This window comes from Polaromonas sp. CG_9.5 (genome assembly GCF_035984465.1).
GTDB lineage: Bacteria > Pseudomonadota > Gammaproteobacteria > Burkholderiales > Burkholderiaceae_C > Polaromonas.
The window spans coordinates 76,793-95,478 of the sequence record NZ_JAXCHR010000002.1; the positions used below are offsets into that span (position 1 = coordinate 76,793).

Genomic DNA, 18,686 nt, shown 5'->3' on the forward strand with positions numbered 1-18,686 from the left:
CCCTATTTTTATACCAAGGAGACATCCATGAAGCTTTCCAAACTCGTGATTGCTGCGACCGTGCTCGCCGCTGGGGCGGCATCGCTGTCGACCAGCGCCCTGGCGCAGGACAAAGAGCAGTTTTTCCCGCTGCTGTCTTACCGCACCGGCCCTTACGCGCCCAACGGCACGCCTTGGGCCAACGGCAAGCAGGACTACATCAAGATGGTCAACGCGCGCGACGGCGGCATCAACGGCGTGAAGATCACCTACGAAGAATGCGAAACCGGCTACGCCACCGACCGGGGCGTGGAATGCTATGAGCGCCTGAAAAATCGCCCGGGAGTGGCCCTAATCGACCCGCAGGCCACCGGCATCACCTTTGCGCTGACCGAAAAAGCCCCGGTGGACAAAATTCCGCTGATCACGCTGGGCTACGGCCTGTCGGTGGCGCAAGACGGCATGGCCTTCAAGTGGAACTTCCCGCTGATGGGCAGCTACTGGACCGCCGCCGACATCCTGATCCAGCACATCGGCAAGAGCGCCGGTGGCATGGACAAGCTCAAGGGCAAGAAAATTGCGCTGGTTTACCATGACAGCCCGTTCGGCAAGGAGCCGATTCCGCTGCTGCAGGAACGCGCCAAGATGCACGGTTTTGACTTGCAACTGTTGCCCGTGACGGCGCCCGGCGTCGAGCAAAAAGCCGCCTGGCTGCAGGTGCGTCAGGCCCGCCCTGACTATGTGCTGCTGTGGGGCTGGGGCGTGATGAACTCCACCGCCCTGAAAGAAGCCCAGGCCACCGGCTTCCCGCGCGAGAAACTGTATGGCGTGTGGTGGGCTGGTGCCGAGCCTGATGTGCGCGACGTGGGTGAAGGCGCCAAGGGCTACCAGGCGCTGGCACTCAACGGATCGGGCACCCAGTCCAAGGTCATGCAGGACATCCTGAAACTGGTGCATGACAAAGGCCAGGGCACGGGTCCGAAGGACGAAGTCGGCTCGGTGCTGTACACCCGTGGCGCGATCATCCAGATGCTGAGCATCGAGGCCGTGCGCCGCGCGCAGGAGCGCTTCGGCAAGGGCAAGGTCATGACCGGCGAGCAAGTGCGCTGGGGCCTTGAAAACCTGTCGCTTGACCAGAAAAAACTCGACGCACTGGGCTTCAAGGACGTGATGCGTCCCCTGTCCACCAGTTGCGCCGACCACATGGGCTCGACCTGGGCACGCGTGCAAACCTGGGACGGCAAGAAGTGGAACATGACCTCTGACTGGTACCAGTCAGACGACCAGATCATGAAACCCCTGGTCAAGGCCGGTGCCGACAAGTACCTGGCCGACAAGAAGATGACCCGCCGCACCCCGGCGGACTGCCAGTCTTAAGGGCATGAACCCTTGCGCCGGCCTGAGCGCCGGCGCAAGGAAAAGCAGCTCCTCGCGGGAGCTGCCAGGCGAGAGGTTTGCGCGCCAAGCCTCCCGCCTGGCAAAGACACTGGCACCGACTCCGATTACAGAGAAACCTTATGGAACCCAAAAAAATCGTTCTGAACGTCAACGGCATCGAGGTCATCTATAACCATGTGATTCTTGTCCTGAAGGGCGTTTCGCTGCAGGTGCCTGAAGGCAGCATCGTGGCCATTCTGGGCGGTAACGGCGCCGGCAAGACCACGACGCTGCGCGCCATCTCGAACCTGCTGCAGGGCGAGCGCGGCGCCGTCACCAAGGGCTCGATCGAGCTGCGCGGCGAGCGCATCGAGAACCTCTCGCCGGCCGACCTGGTGCAGCGCGGCGTGGTGCAGGTGATGGAAGGACGGCACTGCTTTGCCCACCTGACCATCGAGGAAAACCTGATGACCGGCGCCTACACCCGCAGCAACAAGGGCGAGATTGCCGCCAACCTGGAAAAGGTCTACAACTACTTTCCGCGCCTGAAAACCCGGCGCACCTCGCAGGCCGCCTACACCTCGGGCGGCGAGCAGCAGATGTGCGCGATTGGCCGCGCCATCATGACCAACCCGAGCATGGTGCTGCTTGACGAGCCGTCGATGGGACTGGCGCCGCAAATCGTTGAAGAAGTGTTCAACATCGTGAAAGACCTGAACACCAAGGAAAAAGTCACCTTCTTGCTGGCCGAGCAGAACACCAACATGGCGCTGAAGTATTCCGACTACGGCTACATCATGGAGTCAGGCCGGGTGGTGATGGACGGCATTGCCAGCGACCTGGCCAACAACGAGGACGTGAAAGAGTTCTACCTCGGCGTTGGCGGCGGTGAACGCAAGAGCTTCAAGGACGCGAAAAGCTACAAGCGTCGCAAGCGCTGGTTGGCTTGATGGCCCCAAGTGGAAGACCCCCACGGTCGCCCACTGCGTGTGGCTTCCTGCCCCCCGAGGGGGCCGCTGCGCCTGCGGTCTGGCGAAGCCAGTCCCGCGGCCCTGGCTGGATGGGGAAAACGGCCTTCAAGCTTGTCGCTTTTCGGACTGCGCTGCCCTCTGTACGCTCCGTTTCGCCTGCGGCCTTGCAAAGCCGATTCGGTGTCTCTGGCTGGCTGAGGGTTGCTGCATGCGCCCATAACTTCAACCCGTATTCCCGCCTGCTTTAACCCTTAACCCAACACCCTTTCATGACATCACTCCACATGGATGCGCTGGAAACCCGCACCCCTGCCGAACGCGAAGCCGCGCTGCTGGCCGCCCTGCCGGTGCAGATCGCCCATGCGCGCAGCGCTTCGCCCGCGTTTGCTGAAATCCTGGCAGGCATTGATCCGGCCACGATCACCAGCCGCGCCGCGCTGGCCACGCTGCCGGTGACGCGCAAGTCCGAGTTGCTCGAACGCCAGCAGGCCCAGCGCGCGCACAACGTGTTTGGCGGCTTCAGCACGATTGGGTTTGGCGCTGCCATGCCGCGCGTCTTTTCCAGCCCCGGCCCGATCTACGAGCCCGAAGGCACGCGGCGCGACTACTGGCGCATGGCCCGTGCCCTGTATGCGGCGGGTTTCAGGCCCGGCGAACTGGTCCACAACTGCTTTTCCTACCATTTCGTGCCGGCCGGCTCCATGATGGAAAGCGGCGCACATGCGCTGGGTTGCACCGTGTTTCCGGGCGGCACCGGCCAGACCGAGCAGCAGGTGCAGGCCATGGCCGAGCTCAAACCCGCAGGTTACATCGGCACGCCAAGCTTCCTGAAAATCATTGTCGAAAAAGCCGCCGACATGAAGGTGGCACTGCCCAGCGTGACCAAGGCGCTGCTGTCGGGCGAAGCGTTTCCGCCTTCATTGCGCGACTGGCTGGCCGAGCGCGGCATTGCCGGCTACCAGTGCTATGCCACCGCTGACCTCGGGCTGATTGCCTATGAAACCGAAGCGCGCGAAGGCCTGGTGCTCGATGAAGGCGTGATCGTCGAGATTGTCCGGCCCGGCACCGGCGACCCGGTGCTCGAGGGCGAAGTCGGCGAGCTGGTCGTGACCACGCTGAACCCCGCCTATCCGCTGATCCGCTTTGGCACCGGCGACCTGTCGGCCGTGCTGCCCGGCCCCTGCCCGACCGGCCGTACCAATACCCGCATCAAGGGCTGGATGGGCCGGGCCGACCAAACCACCAAGGTGCGCGGCATGTTCGTGCATCCGGCGCAAATTGCCGAGATTGCCCGGCGTTTTCCCGAAGTCATCAAGGCCAGGCTGGTCGTCAGCGGCGAGATGGCCAACGACCGCATGACGCTGAAGGTCGAAACCACGTCGGCGCCCGAGGGGCTGGAGCAGCGCATCAGCGAAGCCATCCGCGACGTGACCAAACTGCGCGGCGCGGTCGAGCTGGTCGCCCCGGCAAGCCTGGCCAACGACGGCAAGGTGATCGAGGACGCCCGAAGCTACCAATGACCCGCCGACAAAGGGACTTCCCCTAAGTAGTTCCCGCGTTGTGCACCATAGACCCAGCACTTAGACTAGCGCATTCATTTCAAAGGAACAGTTCATGAAACGCCTGTTAGTTCTTGTCGCCGCTGCTGCCACCCTTTTTTCGGTCAACGCGCAAACCTTTCCCGGCTCCAAGCCCGTCAGCATCGTGGTGCCGTTCGCAGCGGGCGGCCCGACTGACCGCGTGGCGCGCGACCTGGCCGAAGCCCTGCGCAAGTCCATGGGCGGCGGCGCCAATTTCGTCGTTGAAAACGTGAACGGTGCCGGCGGCACCATCGGCGCCAACAAGGTCGCCAAGGCCGCGCCCGATGGCCACACGCTGCTGCTGCACCACATCGGCATGGCCGCCGCGCCCGGCCTGTACCGCAAGCTGCAGTACAAGCCGCTCGAAGACTTCGAATACCTCGGCATGATCAACGAAGTGCCGATGACGCTGATCGGCAAGCCACAACTCGAAGCCAACACCTACCGCGACCTGGAAAACTACATTCGCGCCAATGCCGGCAAGCTCAATATCGCCCACGCCGGGCTGGGATCAGCCTCGCACCTGTGCGGCCTGATGTGGCAAACCGCCATCAACGCCAAGGAGGCCATGACCACGATTCCGTTTGGCGGCACGGCGCCGGCCATGAATGCGCTGGTCGGCGGCCAGGTCGACATGATGTGCGACCAGACCACCAACACCACCGGCCAGATTGAAGCCGGCCGCGTCAAGGCCTATGCGGTCACGACAGCCAAACCCCTGAAAAACAACAAACTGCTCAAGGATTTGCCAACCCTGCAGGAAATGGGCCTGAAAGGCTTTGACCTGACCATCTGGCACGGCCTGTATGCACCCAAGGGCACACCACCGGCGGTGCTGGCCCAGCTCAATACCGCCCTGAAACTGGCCCTCAAAGACCCTGAATTCATCAAGAAGCAAGAAGGCCTGGGCGCTGTCGTGGTGATAGACAAACGTGTCGAGCCTGCCGCGCACAAGGCTTTTGTGGCCGCCGAGATGGCCAAGCTCAAACCCGTGATTGAAGCTGCCGGCAAATTCGCCGACTGATCCACCCCGCATTCTCTAAAAAGTCGTCCGGTGATTGCCAGGCGGCTTTTTTCATGCCCGGATTAACCCTGTTGAAACTGCAGCCGCTCACGGCTATGGTGATAGCCAGAATACCCACGGAGACTATGTTCATGCCTTATTTCAAGCCAAATCGACGCCATGTGCTTGCCTGGTCGGCGGCAGCAGCAGCTACTATTTTCATAGCGAATCCGGTTTTTTCCCAAGGCACATGGCCGACACGTCCGGTCAAGATCGTCGTGCCGTTTGCCCCCGGCGGCACGACCGACATCCTGGCCCGCGCGATGGCCCCCGAATTGTCCAGGGCCTTTGGCCAGCCTTTTGTCGTCGAAAACCGCTCCGGAGCGGGCGGCAACATCGGCGCCGATGTGGTGGCCAAGTCAGCACCCGACGGCTACACCCTGCTGATGGGAACCGTCGGCACGCACGGCATCAACAAGGCGCTCTACAGTAAGCTGGCCTTTGATCCGCAAAAGGACTTTGCGCCCATCACGCTAGTCGCCGGCGTGCCCAATGTGATGGTGGTGAACGCCGAAAAAGCCAAAGCCGCCGGCATCAACAACGTGACCGACTTCATCCGCGCGACCAAGGCCACGCCCGGCAAGTTCAACATGGCGTCCAGCGGCAACGGCACCTCGATCCACATGGCCGGCGAGCTGTTCAAGAGCATGAGCGGCACCCACATGGTGCATTTCCCCTACGGCGGCTCAGGCCCGGCACTGATGGCGATGGTGGGCGGCGACATGGACGTGATGTTTGACAACCTGCCCTCGTCGATGCAGCTGATCAAGTCAGGCAAGCTCAAGGCGCTGGCCGTGACCAGTGCGCAGCGCTCGCCCGCGCTGCCCGACGTGCCGACAATCGAGGAAGCCGGCGGCCCGGCGTTCAAGGGGTTTGAGGCCAGTTCCTGGTTTGGCCTGCTGGCGCCTGCCGGCACGCCGCCTGACATCATCAGCCGCATCCAGCAAGAAGCCGCCAAGTCACTGAACACGCCCGCCATCAAGGAAAAGCTGCTGGCGCAGGGCGCTATTGCGGGCGGCGACACGCCGCAGCAGTTCACCGCCTTCATCAACGCCGAGCACAAGAAATGGGCTCAGATCGTGAAGATTTCGGGCGCCAAGGTCGATTGAAAAAGCGTTTGTGCTAGATGCAAAAAAGCCCCGTTTCCGGGGCTTTTTTGCATCTGGCAGGCAGATAAAGCTCAAACGCCCCAGACCACTTCTTCGCCCTTTTGAAGGTTAAAGCGCAGCATGTCGATAAAGGGTTTGGCGCGCTGGTGCAGGCCGATGCCATCGGGCAACAGGTCGTCCTCTTCGTGATCGTTTGATTCTTCCAGCGCGATGGCCGCTTCAAGCGCCTGAATGGCGGCGGGCATCTGGTCTACCAGCAAGATGCCTTTGAAAGCAGGCGGCTTGCCAATGATCTCCAGGATTTGGCGGCCAACGACCTCGGTCATGATCACATCGCCCATATTTTTTGATTTGAATCTGTACAGCATTGAATGCTCCTCTGGTTAAAACAACGGCTTCATTATCGGCAGCTTTGGTGGCCGGCTGTGTAGGCCAGACGCACTTCCTGCAGCCGCCAGCCCCAGGCCACAAAAATCGGTTCGCCGGGCCCGGCGGCGTCAAGCAAAATAACGCCTATGTTTAATATCGCCACTGTTCAAAAACCCGCCGACCAGTCCCTTCGCCAGGACGGCCTGAGCCTGCTGATGCCTGCCGAATTCACCAGCAGCCTGCAACTTCCAGTCCCCAATTGGACGCAGCAATGGCAGGCGCTGGCCGAGTCCTGGAATCGACTGCCGCCCGACGCCCACCTCAAGGATGGCGGGCGTTACCGCCGTCGCCGCCATGCGTGTTTCATCCAGGACTTGACGGCCAACACACTGACGCAAACCCCGCACCGGGCGCACTGGCAACCCACCAGCTACAACGCGCTGCATGGCGGTTTTGAGCGCTGGTTTGAACCGGTGGAGCCCGCCGTGGCCCAAGCACCGGCCTGGACTGAACTGCTGAGCCAACTGGGCCAGCTGTTTGCCCAGGTCAAGCCGGTGCCGCGCTGGTACATCGAAGCGCACCAGTTCCGCATCGACACCGCTGAAGGCGTGGGCCGGCCGACGCCCGAAGGCGCGCACCGCGATGGCGTGGATTTTGTGGTGGTGTTGCTGGTCGCCCGGCGCGGCGTCAAGGGCGGCGAAACCCGCGTGTTCGATGCGCATGGCCCGAACGGCATGCGCTTTTTGATGCAGGAGCCGCTGACGGCGCTGCTGCTGGACGACGAACGCGTGATTCACGAAACCACGCCCCTGTTTCCGGCCGATGACGAAGCGCCCGACGCTGGCCTGCGCGACACGCTGGTGCTGACCTTCCGGGCCGACGGCTTTCAGGCACCCTGAAAACCCCGCTATCAGCCCGATGCAGCGGGGGCTGAAAATTTATGCGCCCAAGGGAAAATCTGCTTGACGAAAATACTTTAACCCTAAACAATTAAGGCAAGATTAATCTATAGGTTACGCATTCCATGCACATCCTTTGCCTTGGCGGCGGCCCCGCCGGTTTGTATTTCGGCGTTCTGATGAAGCTGCAAAACCCCGCCCATCGCATCACGATCGTCGAGCGTAACCGCCCGTTCGACACCTTTGGCTGGGGCGTGGTGCTGTCGGATCAGACGCTGGGCAACCTGCAGGTGGCCGACCCGGTCAGCGCCCAGCTGATCGGTGACGCGTTCAACCACTGGGACGACGTCGAGATGTTTTTCAAGGGCCGCATTGTGCGCTCGGGCGGCCACGGTTTTTGCGGCATTGGCCGCAAGAGGCTGCTCAACATCCTGCAAGACCGCTGCATTGAACTCGGCGTCGAGTTGGTGTTTGAAACCGACGTGCAGGACGACCAGGCCATTGCCGCGCAATACAACGCCGACCTGGTGATTGCCAGCGACGGCCTGAACAGCCGCATCCGCACCCGTTACGCCGCTACCTATCAGCCTGATGTGGAATTGCGCAATTGCCGCTTTGTCTGGCTCGGCACGCACAAGAAATTTGACGCGTTCACCTTCGCTTTCGAGCAGACCGAACACGGCTGGTTTGCCGCCCATGCCTATCAGTTCGATGCCACTACGTCGACCTTCATCGTCGAAACGCCCGAAGCGGTCTGGAAAGCGCACGGCCTGGACCAGATGAGCCAGCAAGACGGCATTGCGTTTTGCGAACGGCTGTTTGCCAAGTACCTGGACGGCAACCCGCTCATGAACAACGCCACGCATGTACGCGGCTCGGCCATCTGGATCCGCTTTCCGCGCGTGGTCTGCGGTCATTGGGTTCACCATGAAACCATCGAAGGCAAGCGCGTCCCCATCGTGCTGATGGGCGACGCCGCCCACACTGCCCACTTTTCGATTGGCAGCGGCACCAAGCTGGCGCTGGAAGACGCGATTGAGCTGGCGCGCTGCTTTGCAGCCAATCCCGAAACCGATGCGGCGCTGCAGGCGTATGAAGCCGTGCGCTCCGTCGAAGTGCTGAAAATCCAGAACGCGGCGCGCAATTCGACCGAATGGTTTGAGAACGTCAACCGCTACAGCGCCATGGAAGCCGAGCAGTTTTTCTATTCGATGATGACGCGCTCCCAGCGCATCAGCCACGAAAACCTGCGCGTGCGCGATGCCAAATGGTTGCAGGGTTATGAACAATGGTTGGCCAAAAGCACTGAAAAAGCACCGCCACCGCCGATGCTGCTGCCGTTGAAAGTACGCGGCCTGGAACTCAAAAACCGCATCGTCGTCTCGCCGATGGCGATGTACAACGCGGTCGATGGCGTGGCGCAGGATTTCCACTTGGTGCATCTGGGCGCGCGGGCGCTGGGCGGTGCGGCGCTGGTGTTCGTCGAAATGACCTCGCCTGATGCCGAAGGGCGCATCACGCCGGGCTGCACCGGGCTGTGGAACGACACGCAAATGCTGGCGTTCAAGCGGATTGCCGATTTTGTCCACGCCTCGGGCACGAGCGCCAAGCTCGGTTTGCAGCTCGGCCACAGCGGCCCCAAGGGTTCCACGCAAGTCGGCTGGGAATCGCCCGACGAACCGCTGCCCGAGGGCAACTGGCCGCTGCTGGCGGCCAGTGCCGTGGCCTACGGCCCGAGCAATCAAGTGCCGCACGCCATGAAGCGCGCCGACATGGACCGCATCAAGGCCGAGTTTTTGCAGTCCACCCGTTATGCCGTTGAAGCCGGTTTTGACTGGCTGGAACTGCACTGTGCGCACGGCTACTTGCTGTCAAGCTTCATCACGCCACTGACCAACTTGCGCAACGACGAGTACGGCGGTTCTGTTGAAAGCCGCTGCCGCTTCCCGCTTGAAGTGTTCAGCGCCATGCGCGAAGTCTGGCCTGCGCAGTTGCCGATGAGCGTGCGCATTTCGGCACACGACTGGACACCCGACGGCAACACCGCCGACGATGCTGTAGAAATTGCCAAACTGTTCAAGGCCGCCGGCTGCGACGTGATCGACGTGTCGTCGGGCCAGACCACGCGCGACGCCCAGCCGGTCTATGGCCGCATGTACCAGACGCCGTTTGCCGACCGCATCCGCAACGAAGTCGGCATCCAGACGATTGCCGTCGGTGCGATTTCCGAAGCCGATCACGTCAACAGCATCATTGCCGCTGGTCGCGCCGACCTGTGCGCGCTGGCCCGGCCGCACCTGGCCGATCCGGCCTGGACGCTGCATGAAGCCGCCAAACTGCAAAGCCAGCAAGTGAGCTGGCCCCAGCCGTACCTGAGCGGCCGCGACCAGCTCTACCGCGAGCTTTTCAAGCAAAAAGAGCTGGTGGCGCAAGCGCAGCGGGCGCAACCAGCTATCAAATAAGGAGTAAACAGACCGCCTGACTGTCTGCATCAGCCCGGTTTGCACTTATTCAAGACAAAACAGGCGCTGGCGCACAGCAGACGTGCGCTGGCAGCTATTAAAAGCATAGTAATACGGGTACAAGGAACATTCAATGGATATGGAAGCAAGAGGCCACAGCGAGCATCCACAAGCCCTGCGGCTCTGGCTGCGCATGCTGACGCTGACGCAACTGGTCGAAAAGCAGGTGCGCACCGAGTTGCGCGCGCAGTTTGAAACCACCCTGCCCCGCTTCGATCTGATGGCGCAGCTGGAGCGCAACCCCGACGGGCTGAAGATGAACGAGCTGTCGCGCCGCATGATGGTGACCGGCGGCAACGTGACCGGCATCACCGACCAGCTGGTCAACGAAGGGCTGGTCGAGCGGGTTGAAGTTGCAGGCGACCGCCGCGCCTACCGGGTGCGCCTGACGCCCCGTGGCCGCAGCCTGTTTGGCGACATGGCACGCCAGCATGAAAACTGGATCGTGGCCGCATTTGACGGCTTGAGCTCGTCTGAAGTGGACGCCCTGCACCGGCTGCTGGGCAAGGTCAAAGCGCATTACAAAGACACCGCACTGGAAACGACATGAAACATTACATCGGCCCGGCCAACCCCATGCACGCGCAGTTTGACGCGCTGGCTTCTTACCAGGCGCAGCATTTCGCCTATGCGTTTGAGGGCGGCGTCGCTACCCTGACGCTGAACCGCCCTGAGCGTAAAAACCCGCTGACTTTTGCCTCGTACGCCGAATTGCGCGACCTGTTTCGCGCGCTGAATTACGCGACCGACGTGAAAGCCGTGGTGCTGACGGGTTCGGGCGGCAATTTCTGCTCGGGGGGCGACGTGCATGAAATCATCGGCCCGCTGACGCAAATGAGCATGCCCGAGCTGCTGGAATTCACCCGCATGACGGGCGATTTGATCAAGGCGATGCGCGCCTGTCCGCAGCCCATCGTGGCGGCAATTGACGGCATTTGCGCTGGTGCAGGCGCGATGATGGCGCTGGCCGCCGACTTGCGGCTGGGAACGGCGCAGGCCAAAACGGCTTTTCTGTTCACCCGCGTCGGACTGGCCGGTGCCGACATGGGCGCGTGCGCGCTACTGCCGCGCCTGATTGGTCAGGGCCGCGCGTCAGAGTTGTTGTTCACTGGCCGCGCCATGAGCGCCGAAGAAGGCTTGCAGTGGGGATTTTTCAACGCCCTGCATGCGCCCGATGCACTGCTGGACGCCGCCCACAAGCTGGCGCACCAGCTGGCCAGTGGCCCGACCTTTGCCCACGGCATGACCAAAACCATGCTGCACCAGGAATGGGCCATGACGCTGGACCAGGCGATAGAAGCCGAAGCGCAGGCGCAAGCCATCTGCATGCAAACGCAGGACTTCACGCGCGCCTACGAAGCCTTTGCCGCCAAACAAAAGCCCGTGTTTCAGGGCGACTGACCGCTTAACCCCCCGCACAGAAAGCTTACGCATGCAATCAAGCACGACCCATCTGGCACTGCCTTTTTTTGACGACGTTCACCGCGAACTCGGGCCCCGGCTGTCCGAGTGGATTTGCGCCCAGCAGGTAGACGAAAGCGACGACCGAAAAGCCTGCCGGGAATGGGTCAAGCGGTTGGGCGACAGCGGCTGGCTGCGCTACTGCGTGCCTGCCGGCAGCGACGGCGCGCTGGGCGGCGCATTGGACAAGCTCGACTCGCGCGCACTGGTCATCCTGCGCGAAACGCTGGCCTTTCATTCTCCGTTGGCTGATTTTGCGTTTGCCATGCAGGGTTTGGGCAGCGGCGCGATCACGCTGGCTGGCACGCCCGCCCAGCAAGCCGCTTATCTGCCGCAGGTTGCCAGCGGTGAAAAGATAGCCGCGTTTGCGCTCAGCGAAGCCGACGCCGGTTCGGACGCCGGCGCAATGACGACACAAGCCGTGCAAACGGCAGACGGCTGGAGTATCAACGGCAGCAAGACCTGGATCAGCAACGGCGGCATCGCCGATTTCTACGTCACCTTTGTCAAGACCGACCTGGACGCGGGCACGCGCGGCATCACCGCCTTCATCATTGACGCCACGACGCCCGGACTGGACAGCAGCGAGCACATCGCCGTGATGGCACCGCATCCGCTGGCCACGCTGCGCTTTGACGATTGCCAACTCGCCGAAACCGCCCAACTCGGCGCGCTGAACGGCGGCTTCAAGCTGGCGATGCAGACGCTGGATATCTTTCGCGCCTCGGTCGCTGGCGCGGCCCTGGGCATGGCACGGCGCGCACTGCTTGAGGCCGTGCAGCACGCCAAAACCCGCAAGATGTTCGGCCAGACGCTGGGCGACTTTCAGCTGACGCAGGCCAAACTCGGCGAAATGGCGGCGATGGTCGATGCGGCGGCGCTGCTGACCTACCGCGCCGCCTGGCTGCGCGACGAAGGCGAACGCCGAGGCAGCCCGGTGCGGGTGACAGCAGAAGCGGCGATGGCAAAAATGCTAGCGACCGAAAACGCCCAGCGCGTCATCGACATGGCACTGCAGATGCACGGCGGCCTGGGCGTCAAGGTCGGTACCAAGGTCGAAAGCCTGTATCGCGACATCCGCTCGCTGCGCATTTATGAAGGTGCGACCGAAGTGCAACAACTGATCATTGGAAAGGCGGTATTGCAATCATGACCTCTCTTGTCCACACCGCCTCCGCGCAAACCGACCGCTTCGTACAGGAGCGCCTGCCGCCGCTAGAACAATGGCCGACGCTGGACTATTCACGCCTGCCCGAGCTGAACATTGCGGCGCAGGCCAATCTGGTCGAGACGCTGTTCGCACGCGCTTTCAAGGCCGGTCATGCCGACCGGCCGATGCTGCGCTCGGACCGGATCACGCTGACTTACGCCGATGCGCTGGACCGCGTCAACCGCATTGCGCAGGTGTTGACGCAAGACTTCAAGCTGGTGCCGGGTAACCGCGTGCTGCTGCGCGGCGGTAACTCCATCGGCATGGCGCTGGGCTGGCTGGCCGTGGTGCAGGCCGGGCTGGTGGCCGTGGCGACGATGCCGCTGCTGCGCGCCAAGGAACTGGGCGAGATCATTGAAAAAGCCCGGCCCGCGCTGGCGCTGTGCGATGCAACCCTGCTGGAAGAATTGCAGATTGCCCAGTCGCAAAGCGGCACGCTGCAAGCCATCATCCCGTTCAACCTGATGCGCGAGTCCGGCTGCATGGCCGTGCTAGCCGCGCAAAAAGACGGCCATTTCACGCCCTGCCCGGTCGCCGCCGACGACATTGCCATGATGGCCTTCACCTCAGGCACCACCGGCAAACCCAAGTCGGCGGTTCACAGCCACCGCGACGTGCTGGCCGCCTGCGAAGCCTGGCCGCGCCAGGTGCTTCAGGCACGGCCCGACGACATCGTCATGGGCTCGCCGCCGCTGGCTTTCACCTTCGGGCTGGGCGGCATGCTGATCTTTCCGATGTGGGCCGGCGCGTCGGTCTATTACCCGTCGATTGCCTACACCCCCGAGGCGATGGTGCAACTCATCAAGCATGTGGGCGCAACCATCTGTTACACCGCACCGACGTTTTACCGCCAGATGGCCGCTTTTGCCCGGCTGCACAGCGTGCCAGCATTGCGGCTGTGCGTCAGCGCCGGCGAAAGCCTGCCTGACGCCACCCGCCAGCTCTGGAAAAACGCGACTGGCATCGAGATCATTGACGGCATCGGCGCGACCGAGATGTTTCACATCTTCATTTCCTCGACGCCCGACGACGTGCGGCCGGGCGCCATCGGCAAGGTCGTTCCCGGTTACACCGCCAAAGTGGTCGATGACAACGGCGCGGAAGTGCCGCGCGGCAGCATTGGCCGGCTGGCGGTGATCGGCCCGACCGGCTGCCGCTATCTGGATGACGAGCGCCAGCGCAATTACGTGAAGGACGGCTGGAACTATCCCGGCGACGCCTTCATGCAAGACGCGGACGATTACTTTTTCTACCAGGCGCGCGATGACGACATGATCATCACGGCGGGCTACAACGTGGCCGGGCCGGAAGTTGAAGACGCGCTGCTCAAGCACCCGGCGGTGGCCGAATGTGGCGTGGTCGGCATGCCCGATGAAGACCGGGGCATGGTCGTCAAGGCCTTCGTGGTGCTTAAACCCGGCCAGACCGGCGATACGGTCATGATCAAAACCCTCCAAGACCACGTCAAGGCCATGCTCGCGCCCTTCAAGTACCCGCGCCAGATCGAATTTTTGCCCAAACTGCCGCGTACCGAAACCGGCAAGCTGCAGCGTTTCAAGTTACGCAAGCCATGAACTTCACGACGCAAAAGTTGGTGCGCTTTCACCATTGCGACCCGGCGGGCATTGTTTTTTACCCGCAGTTTTATGTGCTGCTGCATGAAGTGCAGGAAGACTTTTTGGCGCACATCGGCCATCCCGAGCATGAAATGATTGCCAGCGGCTACGGCGTCCCCATCGTCGACATGAAAACCGAGTTTCTCGGCATGTGCCGCAACGGCAACCTGCTGGACATCACGCTGTCGCTAACCAAGATCGGCGGCGCCAGTCTGGGCATTTACTATGAAATTCGGGCTTCTGTGCAAGCAGGGAAAGCGCCAGCAGCTATTAAATTAAGAGCGACCGGTGTGGTCGTCTATTCCGAAATCCCGCACGGCAAGCCGGTGCGAATTCCCGACGACCTGCGTTACGCCTTGCAACCTTATCTTCAAAACCTACCGGAAACACCATGATCACCAAACTCCAGCCGCCCGACTGGGCTGAACCTAAAGGCTATGCCAACGGCATCCTGGCGCGTGGCGCCCTGCTTTTCGTCGGCGGCCAGATAGGCTGGAATGCCGCCCAACAGTTCGAAACCGATGATTTCGTCGCCCAGACCCGCCAGACGCTGCAAAATATTGCCGCCATCCTCAAAGCCGGCGGTGCCGGTCCCGAGCACATGGTGCGTATGACGTGGTACGTCGTTGACAGCGTCGAATACAACGCCCGGCTGAAGGAAATCGGCGGCGTGTACCGCGAGGTAATGGGCCGCAACTTCCCGGCCATGACATGCGTTCAAGTGGCGGCGCTGATGGAGTCGCGCGCAAAAATCGAGATTGAGGTGACAGCGGTGTTACCGGACTGAATCGCAGTTGCTCTGACCCGAAAGCGACATTTTCTGCATTAAAAAGGCTGTCAGCACATGCTCTTTATGCGTTGGCAGCCATCAATAAATGATAAAAAAGCGTTGCGATTTCAAAATTATTCAAGAAACTAAGAGGCACACTCTCAACTGCTGAGCAAGTACAGTGAGTATCTCAGCAGCCTTTAATTCCTAACCATCACTCGTTAATAATTGAATTAGCTGATCCAAAATAACCAATTATGCTCAGCATGGAGACTCAAATATAAACAAGATCAGAAACAAAAAATCCCACTTTAAGTGGGATTTTTTGTTTCTGATCTTACAATCTAGATTTTGGTTGCGCGGGCAAGATTTGAACTTACGACCTTTGGGTTATGAGCCCAACGAGCTACCAGGCTGCTCCACCGCGCGGTATGTAATTATTATAGCTTACTTTGAAGTAACTTCGTTTTTAATTTCGTCAGAAACATCTGGACGATCAACCAATTCAACCAAAGCCATAGGCGCATTGTCGCCAACACGGAAACCCATTTTCAAAATACGTGTGTAGCCGCCTGGACGCTCTTTGTAGCGCGGGCCCAGTTCAGCAAACAGCTTGACGACCATATCGCGGTCACGTAGGCGGTCAAATGCCAAACGTTTATTGGCCAGTGTTGGCTCTTTTGCCAAGGTAATCATCGGCTCAACCACGCGGCGAAGCTCTTTTGCTTTTGGCAACGTGGTTTTGATGGCTTCGTGTTGAAGCAAAGAGTTCATCATGTTACGCAACATCGCCAGGCGGTGCGAGCTTGTGCGGTTTAATTTACGTAGTCCGTGTCCGTGTCGCATAGTGCTTCCTTTATTTAATATCGAAGCAGCCGTATTAGGTACTGCCCGTGCACTTCCTCATTCGAAAATGAGAGTTTTTTGAATCAATTAACGCTTGTCGAGGCCCGCAGGAGGCCAGCTTTCAAGACGCATTCCCAATGTCAGGCCACGAGAGGCAAGAACTTCCTTGATCTCATTCAGAGATTTTCGACCCAGATTTGGGGTCTTCAGCAGTTCATTTTCGGTGCGCTGGATCAGATCACCGATGTAGTAGATATTTTCTGCTTTCAGGCAGTTGGCTGAACGAACCGTGAGTTCAAGTTCATCCACAGGACGCAACAGGATGGGATCAAATTGTTGCGAACTGCGCTGCGCAGGTGGATCGAACGCAGCCAATTCGCTACCTTCCAACTGAGCGAATACAGCCAACTGCTCAACCAAAATCTTGGCTGATGCACGAACTGCATCTTCTGCGGTCACTGCACCATTGGTTTCTATTTCCAGAACCAATTTATCCAGATCGGTACGCTGCTCAACACGCGCACTTTCAACGGTATAGCTGACTCGCTTCACCGGAGAAAATGAGGCATCCAATACGATACGGCCAATCGATTTCGGCGACTCATCCCCATAACGGCGAACGTTACCGGGCACGTAACCGCGACCATTTTCAACCTTGATTTGCATATCAATTTTGCCGCCGTGCGACAAATTCATGATCACATGCTCAGGATTGACGATTTCTACATCATGCGGCGTCTGGATATCGGCAGCCGTTACAGGGCCTTCGCCATCCTTGCGCAGGCTTAAGGTCACTTCATCGCGGTTGTGAAGTTTGAAGACCACGCCCTTAAGATTCAACAAAATGTTGACGACGTCTTCCTGAACACCGTCGATCGAAGAGTATTCATGCAAGACACCGGCGATGGTCACTTCTGTCGCGGCGTGACCCACCATGGATGACAGCAGCACACGACGCAGCGCATTGCCCAGCGTATGTCCGTAACCACGCTCAAAAGGTTCCAGTGTCACCTTCGCACGGTTAGTGCCAAGTTGCTCAACATTGATAGTTTTTGGTTTTAACAAATTTGTCTGCATGCAGTCTTCCTCTCAATACCCTCGGCTCGTTACACCGATAAGGCTGGCGAAGCACACCTGACGGCACGGCAAGCGTGTCGCCAGGAACGGAAAATTAACGTGAATACAGCTCGACAATCAACGACTCGTTGACATCGGCGGCAAATTCATCACGATCGGGCACTTTCTTGAATGTACCTTCACCCTTGTCAGCATTGACATCAACCCAAGCGGGCAAACCAACCTGCTTGGCGAGTTCGAGCGCTTCAGCAATACGCGTCTGCTTTTTGGACTTGTCGCGCACGGCAATCACGTCACCGGCCTTGACCATGTACGACGGAATATTGACCGACTGGCCATTGACCGTCATGGCTTTGTGGGAAACCAACTGGCGCGCTTCAGCACGGGTTGAGCCGAAGCCCATTCGGTAAACCACATTGTCCAGACGCGATTCCAGTACTGACAGCAAGTTAGCACCTGTATTGCCACGGCGGCGTTCAGCTTCTTCGAAGTAACGGCGGAACTGCTTTTCGAGGACGCCGTACATTCGCTTAACCTTCTGCTTTTCACGCAGTTGCAGACCGTAGTCGGAAGTACGGGTGCCCGAAGTGCGGCCATGCTGACCGGGCTTGGAGTCAAATTTGGCCTTGTCGCTGATGGAGCGACGGGCGCTCTTCAGGAAAAGGTCAGTGCCTTCGCGGCGGGAAAGTTTGGCCTTGGGGCCGAGGTAACGTGCCACTTGAATATCCTTTTGTCATCTACTGCAATTTCTGCAGGAGCTACAGGCAATAACCTGATAGCGGTGGGCTTGGTGAAAATGCTGACGCCCGACCGTTTGCCAAGCAAGCGGTCGGGCGGAACAACACGAATTAAATGCGGCGGCGCTTTTGTGGACGGCAGCCGTTATGCGGAACAGGTGTCACATCAGCAATCGAATTGATTCGAATGCCAAGCGCACCCAGCGCACGAACAGAAGATTCGCGTCCAGGGCCAGGTCCCTTGATTTCTACATCAAGGTTCTTGATACCTTGTTCGATGGCAGCACGGCCAGCGACTTCCGAAGCAACCTGAGCAGCAAAAGGTGTCGATTTACGCGAACCCTTGAAACCCTGGCCACCCGAAGATGCCCACGACAAGGCGTTACCTTGACGATCGGTAATCGTGATGATGGTGTTGTTGAAAGAAGCGTGGACATGAGCGATGCCATCGGCCACGTTCTTGCGGACTTTCTTGCGAACGCGCTGTGAAGCGCTGTTATTGGGTGATTTTGCCATAACGATCTCTCAATTATTTCTTCAACGACTGGGCGGCCTTGCGCGGACCCTTGCGGGTACGGGCGTTTGTCCGGGTACGCTGGCCACGCATGGGCAAGCCACGACGATGACGGAAACCACGGTAGCAGCCAATATCCATCAGGCGTTTGATGTTCATCGTGGTTTCACGACGCAAATCACCTTCGATGGTGAACTGAGCGATTTGATCCCGAATTTTTTCCAGATCACCGTCAGTCAAGTCTTTGATTTTCTTGGCGTAATCAATCTCGCAAGCTTCGCAAATTTTGCGAGCGCGTGTGCGACCAATGCCAAAGATTGCAGTCAAACCGATTTCGGCGTGTTTCTGCGGCGGAATGTTGATACCAGCGATACGTGCCATGTGCGTCCTCTAAATCTCTTAAAAATCAGCCTTGGCGCTGCTTGTGGCGTGGATCTGTACAGATCACACGGACAACGCCCTTGCGACGGATGACCTTGCAGTTGCGGCAAATTTTCTTGACCGAAGCTGAAACTCTCATTTTCTTCTCCTAAACTTTTACTCTGTGCTTGCTTGGAACGAAACACACTATGTGCTCGCGATAAATC

20 protein-coding genes and 1 tRNA gene are annotated in these 18,686 nt (G+C 59.7%); 13 read left to right on the forward strand and 8 right to left on the reverse strand.

The window, feature by feature from the left end; translation table 11 throughout:
* The first annotated feature begins 27 nt into the window (after positions 1-27).
* The 5 genes from RCH06_RS01805 to RCH06_RS01825 all read left to right on the forward strand — a co-directional run bounded on the left by RCH06_RS01805 (position 28) and on the right by RCH06_RS01825 (position 6,079).
* The gene (locus RCH06_RS01805; protein ID WP_327079732.1) at positions 28-1,356 is read left to right on the forward strand and encodes an ABC transporter substrate-binding protein; all 1,329 of its coding nucleotides are present in this window, start codon (positions 28-30) and stop codon (positions 1,354-1,356) included.
* A 140-nt stretch (positions 1,357-1,496) separates the two neighbouring features.
* Positions 1,497-2,306: an ABC transporter ATP-binding protein gene (locus RCH06_RS01810; RefSeq protein ID WP_327079733.1), complete on the forward strand. Its 810-nt coding sequence runs from the start codon at positions 1,497-1,499 to the stop codon at positions 2,304-2,306.
* Positions 2,307-2,596: 290 nt separating this feature from the next.
* Positions 2,597-3,847 (forward strand): phenylacetate--CoA ligase family protein, encoded by a 1,251-nt coding sequence (locus RCH06_RS01815; RefSeq protein WP_327079734.1) that lies wholly within the window; start codon positions 2,597-2,599, stop codon positions 3,845-3,847.
* Positions 3,848-3,941: 94 nt separating this feature from the next.
* On the forward strand, positions 3,942-4,931 hold the full coding sequence (locus RCH06_RS01820; RefSeq protein ID WP_327079735.1) for a tripartite tricarboxylate transporter substrate-binding protein: 990 nt from the start codon (positions 3,942-3,944) through the stop codon (positions 4,929-4,931).
* Between the two features lie 131 nt (positions 4,932-5,062).
* A complete protein-coding gene (locus RCH06_RS01825) occupies positions 5,063-6,079 on the forward strand; it encodes a tripartite tricarboxylate transporter substrate binding protein (RefSeq protein WP_327079736.1) in 1,017 nt (338 codons plus the stop codon).
* 71 nt (positions 6,080-6,150) lie between these two features.
* Here RCH06_RS01825 and RCH06_RS01830 read toward each other — a convergent pair whose 3' ends face one another.
* On the reverse strand, positions 6,151-6,447 hold the full coding sequence (locus tag RCH06_RS01830; protein ID WP_327079737.1) for a DUF1840 domain-containing protein: 297 nt from the start codon (positions 6,445-6,447) through the stop codon (positions 6,151-6,153).
* 147 nt (positions 6,448-6,594) lie between these two features.
* Between RCH06_RS01830 and RCH06_RS01835 the strand changes: the two genes are divergently transcribed.
* From RCH06_RS01835 to RCH06_RS01870, 8 genes are all read left to right on the forward strand, one after another.
* Complete coding sequence (locus tag RCH06_RS01835; protein ID WP_327079738.1) at positions 6,595-7,347, forward strand: 2OG-Fe dioxygenase family protein; 753 nt, start codon at positions 6,595-6,597, stop codon at positions 7,345-7,347.
* Between the two features lie 125 nt (positions 7,348-7,472).
* Entirely contained in the window at positions 7,473-9,809 is a 2,337-nt protein-coding gene (locus RCH06_RS01840) for a bifunctional salicylyl-CoA 5-hydroxylase/oxidoreductase (protein WP_327079739.1), read from the forward strand.
* Between the two features lie 133 nt (positions 9,810-9,942).
* On the forward strand, positions 9,943-10,419 hold the full coding sequence (locus RCH06_RS01845; RefSeq protein ID WP_327079740.1) for a MarR family winged helix-turn-helix transcriptional regulator: 477 nt from the start codon (positions 9,943-9,945) through the stop codon (positions 10,417-10,419).
* Complete coding sequence (locus tag RCH06_RS01850; protein WP_327079741.1) at positions 10,416-11,270, forward strand: enoyl-CoA hydratase family protein; 855 nt, start codon at positions 10,416-10,418, stop codon at positions 11,268-11,270. The genes RCH06_RS01845 and RCH06_RS01850 overlap by 4 nt, the downstream gene beginning before the upstream one ends.
* 31 nt (positions 11,271-11,301) lie before the next feature.
* Positions 11,302-12,483: an acyl-CoA dehydrogenase family protein gene (locus RCH06_RS01855; RefSeq protein ID WP_327079742.1), complete on the forward strand. Its 1,182-nt coding sequence runs from the start codon at positions 11,302-11,304 to the stop codon at positions 12,481-12,483.
* On the forward strand, positions 12,480-14,114 hold the full coding sequence (locus RCH06_RS01860) for an AMP-binding protein (RefSeq protein WP_327079743.1): 1,635 nt from the start codon (positions 12,480-12,482) through the stop codon (positions 14,112-14,114). The genes RCH06_RS01855 and RCH06_RS01860 overlap by 4 nt, the downstream gene beginning before the upstream one ends.
* Entirely contained in the window at positions 14,111-14,551 is a 441-nt protein-coding gene (locus RCH06_RS01865; protein WP_327079744.1) for an acyl-CoA thioesterase, read from the forward strand. The genes RCH06_RS01860 and RCH06_RS01865 overlap by 4 nt, the downstream gene beginning before the upstream one ends.
* Complete coding sequence (locus tag RCH06_RS01870; protein ID WP_327079745.1) at positions 14,548-14,943, forward strand: RidA family protein; 396 nt, start codon at positions 14,548-14,550, stop codon at positions 14,941-14,943. Before RCH06_RS01865 ends, RCH06_RS01870 begins: the two co-directional genes overlap by 4 nt.
* Before the next feature lie 334 nt (positions 14,944-15,277).
* On the opposite strand, the gene RCH06_RS01875 is transcribed toward RCH06_RS01870, so the two are convergent.
* From RCH06_RS01875 to rpmJ, 7 genes are all read right to left on the reverse strand, one after another.
* A tRNA-Met gene (locus tag RCH06_RS01875) sits at positions 15,278-15,354 on the reverse strand.
* Between the two features lie 18 nt (positions 15,355-15,372).
* Complete coding sequence (gene rplQ, locus RCH06_RS01880) at positions 15,373-15,771, reverse strand: 50S ribosomal protein L17 (RefSeq protein WP_327079746.1); 399 nt, start codon at positions 15,769-15,771, stop codon at positions 15,373-15,375.
* 87 nt (positions 15,772-15,858) lie between these two features.
* Positions 15,859-16,848, reverse strand: coding sequence for a DNA-directed RNA polymerase subunit alpha (locus tag RCH06_RS01885; protein WP_327079747.1), 990 nt, complete (start codon positions 16,846-16,848; stop codon positions 15,859-15,861).
* Positions 16,849-16,942: 94 nt separating this feature from the next.
* The gene (gene rpsD, locus RCH06_RS01890; protein ID WP_327079748.1) at positions 16,943-17,566 is read right to left on the reverse strand and encodes a 30S ribosomal protein S4; all 624 of its coding nucleotides are present in this window, start codon (positions 17,564-17,566) and stop codon (positions 16,943-16,945) included.
* 130 nt (positions 17,567-17,696) lie between these two features.
* Positions 17,697-18,101, reverse strand: a complete 405-nt coding sequence (gene rpsK, locus RCH06_RS01895) for a 30S ribosomal protein S11 (protein ID WP_036806693.1) — start codon at positions 18,099-18,101, stop codon at positions 17,697-17,699.
* A gap of 13 nt (positions 18,102-18,114) precedes the next feature.
* Positions 18,115-18,480 carry a 30S ribosomal protein S13 gene (gene rpsM / locus RCH06_RS01900; protein ID WP_327079749.1) on the reverse strand — a complete coding sequence of 122 codons (366 nt, stop codon included), beginning with the start codon at positions 18,478-18,480 and terminating at the stop codon, positions 18,115-18,117.
* A gap of 25 nt (positions 18,481-18,505) precedes the next feature.
* Positions 18,506-18,619 carry a 50S ribosomal protein L36 gene (gene rpmJ, locus RCH06_RS01905; RefSeq protein ID WP_028820150.1) on the reverse strand — a complete coding sequence of 38 codons (114 nt, stop codon included), beginning with the start codon at positions 18,617-18,619 and terminating at the stop codon, positions 18,506-18,508.
* Positions 18,620-18,686 lie beyond the last annotated feature (67 nt).

Bases quoted from the DNA above. Each gene is read 5' to 3' on its own strand.
- RCH06_RS01830 (WP_327079737.1), bottom strand. From the start codon at position 6,447: ATGCTGTACAGATTCAAATCAAAAAATATGGGCGATGTGATCATGACC.
- RCH06_RS01825 (WP_327079736.1), top strand. From the start codon at position 5,063: ATGCCTTATTTCAAGCCAAATCGACGCCATGTGCTTGCCTGGTCGGCG.
- RCH06_RS01845 (WP_327079740.1), top strand. From the start codon at position 9,943: ATGGATATGGAAGCAAGAGGCCACAGCGAGCATCCACAAGCCCTGCGG.
- RCH06_RS01820 (WP_327079735.1), top strand. From the start codon at position 3,942: ATGAAACGCCTGTTAGTTCTTGTCGCCGCTGCTGCCACCCTTTTTTCG.
- RCH06_RS01805 (WP_327079732.1), top strand. From the start codon at position 28: ATGAAGCTTTCCAAACTCGTGATTGCTGCGACCGTGCTCGCCGCTGGG.
- rplQ (WP_327079746.1), bottom strand. From the start codon at position 15,771: ATGCGACACGGACACGGACTACGTAAATTAAACCGCACAAGCTCGCAC.
- RCH06_RS01865 (WP_327079744.1), top strand. From the start codon at position 14,111: ATGAACTTCACGACGCAAAAGTTGGTGCGCTTTCACCATTGCGACCCG.
- RCH06_RS01855 (WP_327079742.1), top strand. From the start codon at position 11,302: ATGCAATCAAGCACGACCCATCTGGCACTGCCTTTTTTTGACGACGTT.
- RCH06_RS01815 (WP_327079734.1), top strand. From the start codon at position 2,597: ATGACATCACTCCACATGGATGCGCTGGAAACCCGCACCCCTGCCGAA.
- RCH06_RS01810 (WP_327079733.1), top strand. From the start codon at position 1,497: ATGGAACCCAAAAAAATCGTTCTGAACGTCAACGGCATCGAGGTCATC.
- RCH06_RS01835 (WP_327079738.1), top strand. From the start codon at position 6,595: ATGTTTAATATCGCCACTGTTCAAAAACCCGCCGACCAGTCCCTTCGC.
- RCH06_RS01850 (WP_327079741.1), top strand. From the start codon at position 10,416: ATGAAACATTACATCGGCCCGGCCAACCCCATGCACGCGCAGTTTGAC.
- RCH06_RS01860 (WP_327079743.1), top strand. From the start codon at position 12,480: ATGACCTCTCTTGTCCACACCGCCTCCGCGCAAACCGACCGCTTCGTA.
- RCH06_RS01870 (WP_327079745.1), top strand. From the start codon at position 14,548: ATGATCACCAAACTCCAGCCGCCCGACTGGGCTGAACCTAAAGGCTAT.
- RCH06_RS01885 (WP_327079747.1), bottom strand. From the start codon at position 16,848: ATGCAGACAAATTTGTTAAAACCAAAAACTATCAATGTTGAGCAACTT.
- rpsM (WP_327079749.1), bottom strand. From the start codon at position 18,480: ATGGCACGTATCGCTGGTATCAACATTCCGCCGCAGAAACACGCCGAA.
- rpmJ (WP_028820150.1), bottom strand. From the start codon at position 18,619: ATGAGAGTTTCAGCTTCGGTCAAGAAAATTTGCCGCAACTGCAAGGTC.
- rpsK (WP_036806693.1), bottom strand. From the start codon at position 18,101: ATGGCAAAATCACCCAATAACAGCGCTTCACAGCGCGTTCGCAAGAAA.
- RCH06_RS01840 (WP_327079739.1), top strand. From the start codon at position 7,473: ATGCACATCCTTTGCCTTGGCGGCGGCCCCGCCGGTTTGTATTTCGGC.